General features: G+C 73.2%; 12 protein-coding genes. 7 read left to right on the top strand and 5 right to left on the bottom strand.

Annotated elements, in window-relative coordinates; all coding sequences use genetic code 11:
- The first annotated feature begins 142 nt into the window (after positions 1-142).
- Together HNQ09_RS11025 and HNQ09_RS11020 are read left to right on the top strand one after the other, a co-directional pair.
- Positions 143-1,291 carry a DegT/DnrJ/EryC1/StrS family aminotransferase gene (locus HNQ09_RS11025; RefSeq protein ID WP_343057748.1) on the top strand — a complete coding sequence of 383 codons (1,149 nt, stop codon included), beginning with the start codon at positions 143-145 and terminating at the stop codon, positions 1,289-1,291.
- Between the two features lie 4 nt (positions 1,292-1,295).
- Positions 1,296-3,119, top strand: a complete 1,824-nt coding sequence (locus HNQ09_RS11020; protein ID WP_184029092.1) for a polysaccharide biosynthesis protein — start codon at positions 1,296-1,298, stop codon at positions 3,117-3,119.
- Positions 3,120-3,305: 186 nt separating this feature from the next.
- Here the strand turns inward: HNQ09_RS11020 and HNQ09_RS11015 are convergent, their stop codons facing one another.
- The 5 genes from HNQ09_RS11015 to HNQ09_RS10995 all read right to left on the bottom strand — a co-directional run bounded on the left by HNQ09_RS11015 (position 3,306) and on the right by HNQ09_RS10995 (position 10,385).
- Positions 3,306-5,438, bottom strand: a complete 2,133-nt coding sequence (locus tag HNQ09_RS11015) for a hypothetical protein (protein ID WP_184029090.1) — start codon at positions 5,436-5,438, stop codon at positions 3,306-3,308.
- A 464-nt stretch (positions 5,439-5,902) separates the two neighbouring features.
- Positions 5,903-8,131, bottom strand: a complete 2,229-nt coding sequence (locus tag HNQ09_RS11010; RefSeq protein WP_184029088.1) for a phospholipase D-like domain-containing protein — start codon at positions 8,129-8,131, stop codon at positions 5,903-5,905.
- Between the two features lie 111 nt (positions 8,132-8,242).
- Positions 8,243-9,409 (bottom strand): branched-chain amino acid ABC transporter substrate-binding protein, encoded by a 1,167-nt coding sequence (locus tag HNQ09_RS11005; protein WP_184029086.1) that lies wholly within the window; start codon positions 9,407-9,409, stop codon positions 8,243-8,245.
- Positions 9,410-9,672: 263 nt separating this feature from the next.
- Positions 9,673-10,170 carry a gluconokinase gene (locus tag HNQ09_RS11000; RefSeq protein WP_343057746.1) on the bottom strand — a complete coding sequence of 166 codons (498 nt, stop codon included), beginning with the start codon at positions 10,168-10,170 and terminating at the stop codon, positions 9,673-9,675.
- Positions 10,167-10,385 (bottom strand): hypothetical protein, encoded by a 219-nt coding sequence (locus HNQ09_RS10995; protein ID WP_184029084.1) that lies wholly within the window; start codon positions 10,383-10,385, stop codon positions 10,167-10,169. Before HNQ09_RS10995 ends, HNQ09_RS11000 begins: the two co-directional genes overlap by 4 nt.
- Before the next feature lie 485 nt (positions 10,386-10,870).
- On the opposite strand from HNQ09_RS10995, the gene HNQ09_RS10990 reads away from it, so the two are divergent.
- From HNQ09_RS10990 to HNQ09_RS10970, 5 genes are all read left to right on the top strand, one after another.
- Positions 10,871-11,011 carry a hypothetical protein gene (locus HNQ09_RS10990; protein ID WP_184029081.1) on the top strand — a complete coding sequence of 47 codons (141 nt, stop codon included), beginning with the start codon at positions 10,871-10,873 and terminating at the stop codon, positions 11,009-11,011.
- Positions 11,012-11,124: 113 nt separating this feature from the next.
- Entirely contained in the window at positions 11,125-11,619 is a 495-nt protein-coding gene (locus tag HNQ09_RS10985; protein ID WP_184029078.1) for a trypco2 family protein, read from the top strand.
- Positions 11,620-11,696: 77 nt separating this feature from the next.
- The gene (locus HNQ09_RS10980; protein WP_184029075.1) at positions 11,697-12,362 is read left to right on the top strand and encodes a response regulator transcription factor; all 666 of its coding nucleotides are present in this window, start codon (positions 11,697-11,699) and stop codon (positions 12,360-12,362) included.
- Positions 12,359-13,681 (top strand): sensor histidine kinase, encoded by a 1,323-nt coding sequence (locus HNQ09_RS10975; RefSeq protein ID WP_343057745.1) that lies wholly within the window; start codon positions 12,359-12,361, stop codon positions 13,679-13,681. Before HNQ09_RS10980 ends, HNQ09_RS10975 begins: the two co-directional genes overlap by 4 nt.
- Before the next feature lie 112 nt (positions 13,682-13,793).
- A complete protein-coding gene (locus HNQ09_RS10970) occupies positions 13,794-15,026 on the top strand; it encodes a S1C family serine protease (protein ID WP_184029072.1) in 1,233 nt (410 codons plus the stop codon).
- The last annotated feature ends 40 nt before the right edge of the window (positions 15,027-15,066 follow it).

Below are 15,066 nucleotides of genomic sequence, written 5' to 3'. Positions count from 1 at the left end.
ACCGGGAATCCTAAGGGACCTGTTGCCCAAGGTTCTCCTGAACCGTACCTAAAGAGTTGCTTTAGCTTTCTCAGCTAAACTAAGAAGGCGTATGACTCAAGTCTCTGATCCTCCTTCATTGCTCACCTTCCGCGGATGGCCTGTGTTTGCCAAGGATGAGGTCCAGGCCGTCACCGCCGTCCTTCAGTCCGGCAAAGTCAATTACTGGACCGGCACCGAAGCCCGCGAGTTCGAGCGCGAGTACGCCGAGTATTTGGGCGTTCGGCACGCCATTGCCCTGCACAACGGCACCCTGGCGCTGGAGCTGGCCCTCTACGCGTTCGGGATCGGGGAGGGTGCCGAGGTGATCACCACCAGCCGCACATTCATCGCCTCGGCCAGCGCGGCGGTGATGCGGGGCTGTGTGCCGGTGATCGCCGACGTGGACCCGGTGACGCAGAACCTCACCGCCGAGACGATTCGCCCGCTCATCACCTCCAAGACCCGCGCGATCATCGCCGTCCACCTGGCCGGGTGGCCCTGCGATATGGACCCGATCATGGCTCTGGCCCGCGAGCACAACCTGATCGTGATCGAGGACTGCGCCCAGGCGCACGGCGCCTTCTACAAGGGGCGCCCGGTCGGGAGCATCGGCCACGCCGGGGCCTTTTCCTTCTGTCAGGACAAGATCATGACGACGGGGGGCGAAGGCGGTCTGCTGGCCCTGAACGATACCGAGGTCTGGAAGAAGGCCTGGGCTTACAAGGACCACGGCAAGAGCTACGACGCGGTGTACGAGCGCGAGCACCCCCCCGGCTTCCGCTGGCTGCACGAGTCCTTCGGGACCAACTGGCGGATGCTGGAGGTGCAGGCGGCCATCGGGCGTTTGCAACTGCGCAAACTGCCGGACTGGATCGAGCGGCGCCGGGCGAACGCGGCGGTGCTGAGCGAGCGCTTCTCCCACCACCCGGCCCTGCGTCTGACGCTGCCTGACGAGGACAGCTTCCATTCCTATTACAAGTATTACGTGTTCGTGCGTCCCGAGCGGCTGCGCGCGGGCTGGGACCGCGACCGGATCATGAACGCGGTCACGGCCGCAGGGGTGCCCTGCTTCAGTGGCTCGTGCTCGGAGATCTACCTCGAGAAAGCTTTTCAGGACGCCGGGTACGGCCCAGCCGAGCGGCTGCCCGTGGCCCGCGAACTGGGCGAGACCGCGCTGATGTTCCTGGTGCATCCCACCCTCTCGCCTGCCGACATGCACCGGATGGCCGACGTGGTGGACGCTGTGATGGCCCAGGCGCAGCCGGACTGACCCCATGAACCCGACCCTCTCCAAGTTTCTGATCGATCTCGGCCTGTGGGGCACGGCGGGCCTGCTGGCCTACGCCTTTCGCAAGCCGGGATTGATTGAGGTGGGCATCCCGGTCAACGTCTGGGGCTATCTGCTGGTCAGCGTGCTGGTGATGGGCGCGCTGGAGGCGAGGTACGGCCTGCACCGTCAGATCTGGCAGAAGGTGGGGGTGCTCGATCTGAACCTGCTGGCGAGGGCCGCCGCGCTCGCCACACTGGTGATGTTCGCGGTGGGCTTCTTGCTTCAGACCTGGCTGCAACTGCCCCGCAGCGTCCCCGTGCTGGCGGGCGTCCTGGGCTTCCTGATGATGGGCGGCGTGCGGCTGACCGCGCGCCTCGCCAGCGAGCGGGTCCGCTTGCAGGCGTCTCCGCAGCGGCAACGGGTTTTGATTGTCGGAGCAGGGGAGGCCGGAACATTGATCGCCCGCGAGATGCAGCGGCACCCGGAAGCGGGGCTGGAACCCATCGGCTTCCTGGACGACGAACCGGGCAAGGCCCGCAAGCGGCTGGTCGGGCTGCCGGTCTTCGGCCGGGTGGATGATCTGGTGGCGGTAGCGCAGCGCGAGGAAGCCCAGGAGCTTTTGATCGCAGTGCCTTCCGCCACCGGGGAGTTCGTGCGCCGCGTCGTGGATCTGGCGCGTGAAGCGGGGCTGCGCTACCGCATCATCCCCGGCGTCTTCGAGATCCTGTCGGGGGACGTGAACCTCCAGCAGATCCGCGACGTGAATCTGGAAGACCTGCTGCGGCGCCCACCCGTGCGGCTGAACACCGGGGAGATTGCCGAGTACCTGCGTGGGCGGGTGGTGCTGGTCACCGGCGCGGGCGGCAGCATCGGGTCCGAGATCGTCCGGCAGCTCGTGAGCTTCGCGCCGAAAAAGATCCTGCTGTTCGGACGCGGCGAGAACAGCATCTTCGGGATTCAGCAGGAATTGATTCGCAACTGGCCCGATATCGAGCAGGTCGGCCTGATCGGCGACGTACGCGATGAGGCCCGGTTGCGCGCCGTCTTCGAGCGCTATCGCCCCGAGGTGGTCTTTCACGCGGCGGCCCACAAACACGTTCCCCTGATGGAGGAAGCTCCCTCCGAGGCGATCCTCAACAACGTGGTAGGCACCCAGAACGTGGTGGAGCTGTGCCTGGCGTACGGGGTCAGCCGCCTGGTCAACGTCTCGACCGACAAGGCCGTCAATCCGACCAGCGTGATGGGGGCGTCCAAGCGGGTCGCGGAGATGGTGGTCTCGGCGGGGGCGGCGCGGGCACAGCCGAGTCAGGCCTTCGTTTCGGTGCGCTTCGGCAACGTGCTGGGCAGCCGGGGCAGCGTGGTGCCGACTTTCATGGCGCAGATTCGTGCGGGCGGCCCCATCACGGTGACCCACCCCGAGATGGTGCGCTACTTCATGACCATTCCGGAGGCGGCGCGGCTGGTGCTGCAAGCGGGTGGTCTGGCCGAGAACGGCAAGGTCTACGTGCTGAATATGGGCGACCCGGTCAAGATCTCGGACCTGGCGCACGACGTGATCCGCCTCAGCGGCGCCCGCAACGTGGACGTGGTCTACAGCGGCATCCGCCCCGGCGAGAAGCTCTACGAGGAACTGCTCACCAGCGGGGAAGGGGTCGGCGCCACCACCCACAGTGAGATTTTCAGCGCGCGGCTGGGCCAGGTCGAGCCGTACAGCATCGGGCAGGAGGTGCGGACGCTGCGGGCCTGCGCCGAGCGAGGGGACTACGCGGCCATTCGCCAGGCGCTCAACCGGCTGATTCCCGAGAACAAGTTCGGGAGCGTGCGCTGAGCCAGAGCGCGACCTGGCAATGGCTGTGGGTCGGCTCTGATGACGTGCGCGTGGAGGGCGGCGAGCGGAGCCTCCAGGTGCAGCGGGCGCTGCCCCAGGGTTCCCCGCCTGACCCAGGGGCCACGAGTTCGCCGGGCGCGGAAGCGCGCTCAGCCTGGAGAGGCCCTGGGCGCCTGCCCCTGCCCCCTACGCGGACGGCTCGCTCTCCCGGTGGGCCTTGGTCTGGCCCGGTGACCGGCCGGGGCGCTTTCCGCCCGGGGTCCGCGCCCGCCCGGCGCCCAGCCGACGAAGCCCCTCTTCCAGCAGGGCGCCCTGCTCCGGGGTGAGTTCCCCGCCCTGGTGCAGCGCCCGGCTGAGTGCCCGGCGCTGGGGGGGCGGGACGTGGTCGGCCAGCCCGCGCCCCCAGGCCTGCGCGTACCGCAGGCGGTCCTGGGCCGTCAGGGCCGGGCGGGGACTGCGCTGGGGATGCAGCTGCCGCTGGGCTTCCCGCAGCAGCCGCTGCTGCTCGGCCGTGAGGTCTCCCCGCTGCCGCAGCAGGCGCCCGATGGCCCGGCGTTCGGGCGCCGGCAGCCGCTCGGCCAGGCCCCGCCCCCACGCCGCCAGCAGCTGCTCGCGCTCCTCGGGGGTCAGGGCGGCGCGCGGCGGCGCCTGGAGGGCCGAGCGCAGCAGGTCGCGCTGCCCGGGGGTGAGGGGCTGGCCCTCATGCACCGCCCGGGCGATGGCGGCGCGGTCCCCGGCCGGGAGGCGCGTGGGCAGGCCCTGGTCCCACAGCCGGGCGCCCGCGCGCCGCTCGGCCTGGCTGAGCTGAACGGTGTGGGTGGCCGCCCTGGGGGAGGCTGGCCGGGCCGCTGGAGTGGGCGGGGGCGCGGGCCGGCTGCGGTCCTGGAAGAACGCCGTGACCGCCGCTACCAGGCGTCCCTCCGGCACGTGCTGGCCGCCGAGGTACGCTTCCAGGAACGGCTGGAGGTGGGTCAGCAGCGCCCCCTGGCCGCGCAGCTGGTGCAGCTGGCGGGCCGGGCCGAACGCCCGCGCGCGGCGCAGGGCCACGCCGACGTAGGTCACAAAATGCTCGGGGGTGCGGTACTCGGGGCGCTCCTGCGGGGTGCGGCTGAGCATGACCGCCCGCATCAGGGCGGCGTAGTCGTCCGCGCGGATAAAGCGGGTGTCCAGTGCCCGCCGGATCTCGGCCTGACGCCCGGCAGGCAGCAGGTGCTGGAGGGCGGGCCAGGAGGCCTGCGCCGCCGTGACATGCAGGTCCCGCTGCACGTCCAGCACCCCCAGCCCGCTGCGCTGCTGCGAGGCCAGGTCGAGGTGGCGCAGTTCTTCTGCCCGCCGCTGGTCCTCCCGCGCCTGGGCCGCCGCCTGCCAGTCGCGCACCAGGGTCCTGACCTCGGGCAAGGTCTCCGGGGGCGGCTCCGCCACGCCCGCCTCCCGGCCCGCCTGGACCACGGCCTCCAGATGTTCCAGCCGCAGCGGGCGGCGGTGGTCCAGCGCGTCCTTGATGTCCCGCCGGGTCGGCTCGTCGAAGGGGAGCAGCGCCTCCACGCCCGCCCAGTTGCTCAGGGCGGCCTTCAGGCGGCTGCGGGCCACGTACTGCTGCCACTCGTCCTGGGGCATGGCCTGGCCCGCCGCAGCCTGGAAGCGCCGGGGACGGCCGGGGGGCCGGGGCGCCGCATCCGGTCCCAGGCTGGGCGCGAAGGTGGCCGGGCTGGCCGGAACGAACCTGGACGCGCGCGGCCGGGCGGGTTTTTCCGCCGCCTGGGCGCGCAGGGCCGCCAGGGTGGCTGCCGTCAGCGGTTCGTTTCTCGCCTGCGCCTGCTCCAGCGTGGCCCGCAGCTCGGCGGGGAGGTGGCCCTCTCCCGCCAGGGCCAGCAGCGCCCACTCGAAGCCCAGCTCGCGCAGGTAACCGCGCCAGCTTCCGGCCTCCTCCAGCAGCCGCTGCTGCTGGGCGCGGTGCTGCTCGCGCTGGAATGCCGCCAGGCCCCCCTCGAGCCGCCGCCCCAGACGCCGGGCGGCCTCCTGCCCCAGCACCCGCGTGAAGACGCAGTTGCTGCCCACCGGGCCGATGACCTCGCCCACCGTGGTGGTGATGTAAAAGGCGTAGCGCAGGCCGTGTCCGGTGGCGCAGGCGGCGCAGCGCAGGCCGGGTTGCCGCGCGCCGTGGTCGAGAAACCGGATGCCGCCCAGCAGGTCAAAGGCGTGCGCCTCAGCCTGTCCGAGCAGCTGCACCGTGGCGTGCGGCTCTCCGCGGGCGGACAGCTCCTGCTGAAGGCGTTCGAGAACGGGACGTGCGCTGGGCACGTGCGCGAGTGGGTGCATGGTCCTCCTGAAAAAGGGGCGGCGTGGGCAGGCGGCCCCGGGCGTCCGTGGGGGCCAGCCCATGGGGTCTGGCAGGCCAGGACAGCCGGGATTCCGGCTGAGGCCCGGCGCCTCACCCCCCGCCCGTGCATCACGGCAGCAAGGGAAAGGGGGGAGCCGCCGCGTGGGGGCGAAGGGGCGCCGTCCCTGAACACCGCCGCCGCCCAACGCTAGCACCGCCCCGGGCTTCCGGCGGTGGCGGCCCGCCGTGCCCGGCGCCGCCCCTTCCGGCAGGCGGGCACCCCGGTCCGGGGCGGCGGACGGCGCAGGCCGCTGGACGAACACCTCTGCCGGAGAGGTGCCGCCTGGTCGCCATTGTGCCCCGGGGCCAGGTGCCATGCCAGGGTCCAGCCCACCAACGGCGGGAGGACCGGAGGGGCACCTCCCGTCAACCCCCGGTTGCCAGGGTCACCCCGGCCCCGGCGTCAGGGCGAGACGTTCAGCAAAAAGGAGGGCAGCTCGGCGGGCGCGGCCTGCGGCCACACGCGGCCGAAGTGGTCCTGGAACGCGGCGGCCATGGCGGGGTCGCTGGTCGCCAGCACCGCTTCGTTCAGGCCGAGCAGGCCCTGGGTCCACGACGAATGGTGCAGGTTCATGCTGCCGACGACCAGCATCCGGCCGTCGATCAGGGTGCCCTTGGCATGGATGGGGCCGGGAAACCAGCGGGCCGTGAAGCGGGAAGCGGGCAGGCCGCGCCGCTGCATCTCCCGGCGCAGGTACCCCAGGGCAATGCGGTTCTCGATGGCGCCCATGGCCGCGCTGCCGTCGGTCAGCAGCCGCACGGTCACCCCGCGCTCCAGGGCGCCCAGCAGCGCGGTCATGAAGGGCAGGCGGTCGCGGTCGGTGCACAGGGCGGGGTTGAGCAGCGCGACGACGCACCCCAGGTCCATGCTGAAGTTCACGTGCAGCAGGTCGATGCGGGTGGTGGCCCCGTTCAGCAGGGCCAGCACGGCCTGATCGGCCTGCACGAAGCCCTCGCGGCGGTAGAGGCTGAAGGCGCGGGCCTGCCCGGCCGGGACCGCCCGGCGCGCGGCAGGCAGGGCGGCGGGCCTGCCCAGGTCGCCCAGACGGCACTGCTGGCGCACGGTGGCCGCCTGCACGCCGGGCGCGCAGGTCACCACCCGGCTGCGCGCCCACAGGTCCTCGAAGATATTCACCCCGTCTTGCGCCGCCGGGCCGCGCGCCACCAGGGCCAGGTCGTAGAGCCGGATGCCCCGGCCCGACGGGTGCTCCGGCGGGTAGTGCCCGTAGGCGTAATTGAAGCCCGCCGTCAGCAGCGTCTCGCCGTCGAGGGCGACGAGCTTGACGTGGCTGTGCGGAAAGGTCCCGGCGTAGTTGCCCAGTTCCACCTGCCAGCCCACCTGCGGGTCCGAGAGCGGCACGCCCGCCGCCAGCAGGTCGCGCAGCGCCACCCAGACCTCGGCCCCCCACTCGAAGGTGGAGAGCACCGGGTAGTTGCCCAGCGTGAGGCGCACGCGCAGGCCGTCCGGGTACGCCGCCGGGTCGGCCCGCACCCGCGCGTGCAGGCGGGCGAGCGCCCCCGCCAGGGTCGAGCCGGGATTCAGCTCGCCGCCGTCCCACTGCATGGTGGTGAACAGCACCTCGCGCCGCGCCCCCCCCACCAGGGTCGCCACCTCGTCGAAGGCGCTGCGGGCGGGGTCAGCGGGGGCGGCGCCGGGCGGCAGCGGGCCGGGCATCTCGATCAGGCGGGTCACCGCGTTGAGGCACGAGAGGTCGGGCCGCCCGTCCCGGGTGGTCACCTCCCACACCGCGCGTTCCAGCGGGTCGGTGGGGGCGGGGCAGGCGGGCGCGCTCAGGGGCCGGGCCACCCGCAGCGGGGAGGGGTCGGCGGGACGGGCGGTCACGAAGTCTCCCAGCGTGCGGGTCAGGCCCACCACGCTGGACAGCAGGCTGAGGCCCAGGGTGGCGACCACCGCCACCTGCGCGCGGCCCGCCCCCTCGGCCGCTTCCCCGGGAGCGCGGGACCCCCCCCGCCCGGCCCGCAGGACACTAAGCCGGGCCAGCGCCCCGCGCACCGCCAGGCCCCAGCCCAGGTGGATCGTCAGCACCGTCAGCCCCACCAGCAGCAGCAGGCCCGGCGCGCTGCCCAGCACGGCCCGCGCGTTGACCAGTTCCAGCGCCGCCCCGCCGAGCGCCCCCGCCAGCCCCGCTCCGGCCAGCCCGGCCAGCGCGACCCGCCACAGGTGGCGCAGCCGCACGGTCAGCAGGCCCAGCACCGTGCCCGAGAGCAGGCCGTAGCCCCCGGCGCTCAGGGCCAGCACCAGGTGGCCGTTGCGCAGGGCGCCGTTCAGCGCGCCCTCCTGCGAGATGGCCAGAATGACCGACAGCAGCAGGACCGGGATCAAGAGGACGCCGCCGGAGACGGCCAGTGAGACGCCCACCCGGTAGGGTCCGGCGCGGGCGGGCACCCCGGCTGCCCCCAGCGGCAGGGCCGCCGCGCTGACGGCCCCGATCACGCCGAAGCCTGCCGTCACGCACAGGTACGCGAGCAGCACGGCGGCGTAGGCCCGGACAAAGACCTGCCTGCCGGGCAGCAGGTCCAGGGCGGCAGGCACCAGCAGCAGCGCGAGCAGCGCCGTGGTGAGCAGGCCCAGCAGCGCGGCGAGCAGCAGGCGCAGGGCGGGCCGCTTCATGCCGCCATCATGCCCCGGCGGGGGAGGGGTGACCAGCCCCGTTTCTCCACGGCAGGCCGCGCGCGCAGGGGGCGGAGCGCCAAGCCTCCGCCCCCTGCCCCTGCGCCGGGATCAGGACCGGCCGGGCTTGACGGCCAGCGTGGTGCTGAGCTTGACCTGGCCGCCGCCGACCTTCATCACGTAGAGGGTCGCGGCCTTGCGGTCCCCGACGCTGTTGAAGCTGGCCTGACCCGAGAGCAGCCCCTTGAAGTTGCCCTGGCGCACCGCGCTTTCCACCTGCGCGCGGGTGGGCGCCTTGTTGCCGTTGGCCTTGGCGGCGTTCAGGATGCCCTGCAACACCACCTTCGCCGCGTCGTAGCCGTAGACCGCGAAGCCCTGGGCAGGCTGCTTGAAGGTCTTCTGGTAGGTCGCGGCGAAGGTCTTGGCAGCGGGCAGGGCCTCGACGGGCGCCGCGCCGGTCGTGAAGTAGACGTTCTCGGCGCTCTTGCCCGCGATCTTGAGCAGTTCCTGGCTGTCCAGCCCGTCGCCGCCCACCAGCGGGGTGGTCACGCCCGCCTCGCGCAGCTGGCGGATAAACACGCCCACCTGGTTGTAGATGCCGCCGAAGTAGATCGCGTCGGGGCGCTGAAGCTTGATCTTGGCGATGATGCCGGAAAAGTCGTTCTTCTCCTCGGTGCCCTCGTTGCCGACGACCTGAATGCCCCGGCCCTTCAGCGCCTTTTCGACCTCGTTGGCGAGGCCCTCGCCGTAGGCGGTCTTGTCGTTGAGGACGTACACCTTCTTGGCCTTGAGGTTCGTGGCGATGAAGTTCGCGCCCGCCGGACCCTGCGCGTCGTCACGGGCCACGATGCGGTTGACGTTTTTCAGCCCACGGTCGGTGACCTGGTTGGCGGTGCTGGCCGAGCTGACCATCGCCACCCGGCTGGGCGCCAGGGCGGCGCTCACGGGAATGGTCACGCCGCTGTTGAGCGCTCCCACCACGGCCAGCACCTGACGGTCGGAGGCGATCTTGCGCGCGGCGGCGGTGCCGGTGGCGGGGTCGGCCTGGTCGTCGAAGGGCAGGAACTGGAGGGTCAGGCCCAGCCGCTTGAACTGCGGCTGGTACTCGCGCACCGCCAGCTCGACGCCGTTGCGGGCCTGGGTGCCGATGGCGCTCTGGCCGCCGGAGAGGGGCATCAGGCTGGCGACCTTGATGGTCGTCTGGGCGCTGGCGCTGCTCAGGCTGGCGCTGCCCAGGGCGAGGGCGGCGATCACGGTCAGGGAGGGTTTCAGTTTCATCGGTGCTCCTGAAAAAGGGGGAAGGCGGAGGGGGGAATGGACGTGAATTCTGTGGGAGTGTAGCGGGGGCTGAAAACCGCGTGGTTGTGCGGGCGTGAGAAGGGGCGCCTTGCGTTCAGGAAGTGGGGACGGGGCTGGCGGCGCGGGCACCTGGACCGCGACGAACTTCCCCAGGGGGGGCTGGGTCACGGCAGGCTCTGGCGCGGTTCGGGGGTTCGGCTTGCGCTTTCCCAACCGCTGCGAACCCGGGCGGGTCCTGAGGGCTACGCCGGGTCCGTCAGCTTGGCGGCGAGAAGTCGGACGTTTTCCTCCAGCGGCAGGCGGATGTCCACGGTGAGGGCGTCCTGGGGCGGTTCCAGCGCGGCGAGCTGGCTGTCGAGCAGCGCCACGGGCATGAAGTGTTGCCGTGCGCTCATCCGCCCGGCGATGAGGTCCCGGCTGCCCTGAGCAAAGACGATCCGGACCCCCTCCAGCTCGCCGATCAGGGTGCGGCGATACCGCTCCTTGAGGGCCGAGCAGGCAAGGACCAGCGGCCTCTCCCGGCGCACGTGGTCGGCAATCAGGCGGTGCAGGGCCTCCAGCCAGGGCGCGCGGTCCTCGTCGGTCAGCGGCACGCCGCTTGCCATCTTCTCGCGGTTCGCGGCAGGGTGGAAGTCGTCGGCGTCCGCGAAGGCCCAGCCCAGCCGCCCGGCCAGCGCCGCTCCGAGGGTGGTCTTGCCGCTGCCCGACACGCCCATGACGATGACGGCGCGGGGCCTCACGGCAGGCTCCAGCGCCAGTTCACGCCTGAACGCACCTCGGGGAAGAGGACGAGATCGGCCCGGCCCCTGAGGGTGGTGACGTGCGCGGCGCCCTCCAGCAGACCGGCGGCGAAGCGCAGGGGCGCCCCGTTCACGCTCACGTCGCCCACCCGCCGGACCCGTTTGCCGCTGGGGTCGAGGCGGTCACGCCTGGCGTTCTGGACGGGGTGCAGCATGGCAGTTCTCCTCGAAGGGTCGGGCCGCTCGGGTTGCCGACGGGAGGCTAGGCTCCCAGGCGGTCGCGTGGGCAGGTCCGGGAGACACGGACCAGCAACCAGTACACCGCAGGGGTGGCGCGGCGGGTGGAGGCTGGCTGGTGGAGGCTCTGGTGCTCCGGGTCACGTCCCCCAATGTGCCAGTGAGCAGGCCAGCGCCCAGTTGCACCAGGGCCGGAGACGGATTCCGGAGGACATCGGCGTGGCGGCTGTCGGGAACCACCCCGCGTCCGGCCGTCCACCCGCTCCGGGGCGCCGGTCCTCGCCGGGCCACCACAATAACCTCGCGTCACGTTTGACCCGAAGGGCCGTCCTGATCACTGGCGGCGGCCAGGGCCTCGGCTTGCCCGCGAGGGCGCCCGCGTGGCCGTCAACGGCCTGAACGAGGAGGTGGCGGCCGGGCCGGGGTCCGCGAGATTCAGGCTGCCGGGAGAGAGGCGCGGGCCGTGCCCGGCGACGTGCCCCGGTCCGGGAACGTGGACCGCATCGGCGGGGAGGTGGAGCGCACCTGGGGAGCCGCCGGAGTGCCGGTCGACTCTCCCGGCGCGGGGGAAGCGCCCGCCCAGCCTGGCCCCGAGGCGGCCTGATCTCCCCACGGGCCTGGGCCGCCGGGAGGCCCCGGCCCAGAGCAGGTAAGGTGAGGCTGGGCGGGCGGCGAGGCTCCGGTGGGCCGTCTTGGCCGCGCCCGGGAGGAGGCAGGATGCCGAGCCGGGCCGTGTCGGTGCTGGAGTTCGTGCAGGCTGTGCAGGCGGCCATCGCCAGCGATTTTGGGCGCGAGGACGAGCACGGCAACAACGTGCTCGTCGTGCAGCGGGTAGACCTCCAGCTTCAGACCGCGCTGACGCTCTCCGCAGCGGGAAAGCTGGAGTGGCGGGTCATCACCGTGGGAGGCGACCACGCCCAGACGCAGCGGCAGACCCTTTCGCTGTCGTGGGAGCGCCAGCCGACCCGGCTGGAGGCGCTGGTCCCGGGCGATCTGGGCTATCAGCTGGTGACGGGCCTGGACGCCCTGCGGATCGGGGCCAGGGAGTGGGCGCGCGTGTCGGGGACGCTGCCGTTCCGGTCGACGGGCGGGGAGCTGGTTTTTCACCTGGCGGTCAACGAGGACGGTTCGCTGGCGGTGGGCGGCCTGGGCGCCGGGGCCGCGCGCGAGCAGATGCACACGGTCACGCTGACCCTCGCGCCGCTGCCCTGAGCGCCGGGCGGGGCGGGAGAGAGGAGAGGCCCGGCCCCGGGGTGGTGGGGCGCCGCGCCGCTGGCCTACCATGAGATATGCGCTTTTTGCTGGTCGAGGACGAGGAGGCCATCCGCCTGCCCCTCGCGGCCAACCTGCGCGAGGCGGGGTACGCGGTGGACGCCGTGGGCGACGCCCGGCAGGCCGAGAGCCTGGTGCGCTCGTTTCCCTATCAGGCGCTGATCGTGGACGTGCGGCTGCCCGAGGGGGAGGACACGGGCTTTGACCTCGTGCGGCGGCTGCGCGCGGGCGGGTTGACGATGCCGGTGCTGTTCTTGTCTGCCCGCGACACCATCGGGGACCGCATCGGCGGGCTGGACGCGGGCGGGGACGACTACCTCGTCAAGCCCTTTGACCTTGGAGAGCTGCACGCGCGGCTGCGGGCGCTGGTGCGCCGGACCCGCGCTGAGGCGCGCACCGCGCTGGAGTGGCGCGACCTGCGCTTCGACTGGACGGGCCGCGCGGTGCTCCGGGCGGGGGTGCGCGTCGCGCTGACCGCCAAGGAATACGCCCTGATCGAGGTGCTGGCCTCCGCGCCGGGGCGGATCTACCGCAAGGAGGAGCTGATCGAACGTGTCTGGGACGGAGCCTTCGGCGCCGAGAGCAACGTCGTGGAGACGTACGTGCGCAACGTGCGCCGCAAGCTGGGCGACGGGGTGATCGTCACCCAGCGCGGCCTGGGCTACCTCTTTCCGGAGGCGTGACTCAGGCCATGCGCCTGCGCCCCAAGCTGGTCTTGCTGAGCGTGGGGGTCACGCTGCTCTCGCTGCTGGCGCTGTCGGGGGCAGTCGGCCTGCTGCTGTGGCGCGCCGAGGTCGCGGCGTTGACGCAGGCGGTCTCCGGGCAGGCGGACGCGCTGCTGGACCTGGCGGTGCGGACCCCCGGCCCCCTGCCCGCCGGAGCCGAGGCCCTGCTGTACCGCGAGGGGGCGGCCTCCAGTGCCCGCGCCTTCGAGGACGGCCGGCCGGTCTGGACCGGCGGCACCCCGGACCCGGCACTCCTCGCGCTGCCGCCCGCGCCGACCGCCGCCGTGGATCGGCCGCTGCGGCACCGCGACCTGATCGTGGCGGTGCGCCGCTCGGGGCGCGACGCCGTGCAGGTGGGCCGCAGCCTGACCCCCATCCGGCGCACCCTGGAGCGCTACGGCCTCGTCGCGCTGGGGGCGGGGGCGGGCCTGGCCGCGTTGGCGGGGCTGGTCACCGCCTGGGTGGTGGGGGCCACGCTGCGCCCGCTGGAGCGCCTGGCCGCGCGGGTGCGGCGGCTGGGCGACCCGCTGCCCGTGCCGGGGGTCCTGGCGCGCGGCGAGGTGGGCGACCTCGCCCGCGCCCTGGACCTCAGCCTGGCCGAGTTGCGCGACCAGCGCGAGCGCGAGGCCCTCTTTCTGGCCAACGCCTCGCACGAGCTGCGGACCCCCGTCGCGGCCCTGATCGCGGACGTGCAGCATGCGCGCTCGCGGCCCCGCTCCCCGCAGGAACTGGCGGCGGCGCTGGCCCGCACGGAGCGCACGGCCCTGCGGCTGCGCGAACTCACCGGCAACCTGCTGAGCCTCACGCGCGCCCGGCAGGCCCCCAGCTACACGCCGACCGACCTGCTGGCGCTGGCCGGGGACGTGGTGGACCGGCTGCACCCCCTGGCGGCGGAGCGCGGCCTCGACCTGCTGCTGGACGGCGAACCGGCCCAGGCGCGGGTGGACCCCGACCTGGTCACCCGGGCGCTGGAAAACCTGGTCGGCAACGCCCTGAAGTTCACCCCCCGGGGCGAGGTCCGGGTCTCGGTCCACGCCCTGGGCGCCTACGCCGAGCTGCGGGTCGAGGACAGCGGGCCGGGAATGCCCGAAGGGGTGGAGACCCTCTTTGAGCCGTTCGCGCGCGGCCCGGCGCGGCAGGAAGGCTCCGGCCTGGGCCTGACCGTCGTGCGCGAGGTCGCCCAGGCCCACGGGGGGCGCGTCCGGCTGGAGCGCCGGTCCCAGGGCGGTACCCGCGCCCGGCTGGTGCTGCCCGGCGAGCCGCCGCCTTCCCCCTGACCCCTCCCCGGGGCCTGCCTTTCAGGTTCGCCTTAGGCGGGCGCGTACACTGGAGCGCAGGGGGAACAGTGCCGCCGGGCCAGGACCGGGCGCGCTCCCCCTGGAGGAGACGATGAAGGGGACGCCCGCCCTGCTGATGATCCTGCTGGCGCTGTCCGGCTGCCGCCCCCCGTCGGCCAGCGCCCCGGGTGAGGGGGTGCAGGAAGCCGCGCCTGCGGCCGCTGCCCCCGGAGGGCAGGGCGGGGGCGCCGCCAGTTCCGGCAGGCCGCCGCGCTCCGTGCCCAGCACCGTGCAGGTCGTGAAGGCGGCCCGGGACGGGGTGGTCTTGATCACCCGCTTCACCCCGCTGGAAGGCGGCACCCTCTTCGGGCCGCGTTCTCCGGCGCCCGGCGACGTGGAGGTCCCGGCCGCCAGCGGCTCAGGCTTCGTGATCGACCGCGCGGGGCATATCCTGACCAATGAGCACGTGGTGCGGGACGCTTCGGCCCTGCTGGTGCGGCTGCGCGGCCGCGAGCAGGCGTACCCGGCCAGCGTGGTCGGGACCGCCCCCGACTACGACCTGGCCCTGCTGCGGGTGCGGGGCGTGCCCCCGGCCGACCTGCGCCCGCTCCCCCTGGGCGACAGCGACGCGCTGGAGGCCGGAGAGACGGCCACCGCGCTGGGCGCCCCCTTCGGGCTGACCCTCACGGTCACGCAGGGCATCGTCTCGGCGGTGGGGCGGATGATTCCCACCGGGGTGGACAGGGTGCCGCAGCCAGCCGTTCAGACTGACGCCGCCATCAATCCGGGCAACTCGGGCGGCCCGCTGCTCAACGCACTGGGGCAGGTGATCGGGGTGAACACGCAGATCTTCTCCCCGGTCCGGGACGCGGCGGGCACCGGGCAAAACGCCGGCATCGGCTTTGCCATCCCCATCAACGTCGCCAGGAGCCTGCTGCCGCGCCTGCTCGCGGGCGAGCTGATCCGCCTGCCTCACCTCGGTCTGCTGGCGCTGAACCTGCGCGAGCTGGCCCCGGCCGCGCGCCGGGATCTGGGGCTGCCTGCCCGCGGCCTGCTGGTGCAGACGGTCGAGCCGGGTAGCCCCGCCGCCGCTGCCGGGCTGCGCGGAGGCGCGCGGGTGCGGCGCTTTCCGGACGGCACCATCCGGCTGGGCGGCGACGTGATCACAGCGGCGGGAGGCCGGGCGGTGGCCTCGGTGCAGGACCTGCAAGCGGCGCTGTTGGGCGAGCGCCCCGGGGTCCGGGTCCCCCTGACCCTGCGGCGCGGGGACCGGACGCTGACGGTGCCGCGGACCCTGCCCGCCGCCCCGCCCCCGCCGTTCGCCCCGTCGGTGCAGCCGCTGTAGGCCTGCGCCCCGCGCCCGCCGCCCCACCGCCCCGCCCGTT

Origin of the sequence: Deinococcus budaensis (assembly GCF_014201885.1) — a bacterium.
Classification (GTDB): Bacteria; Deinococcota; Deinococci; order Deinococcales; family Deinococcaceae; genus Deinococcus; species Deinococcus budaensis.
Note: the sequence above shows the minus strand (reverse complement) of the source record. Positions and strands in the feature narration are given on the sequence as shown.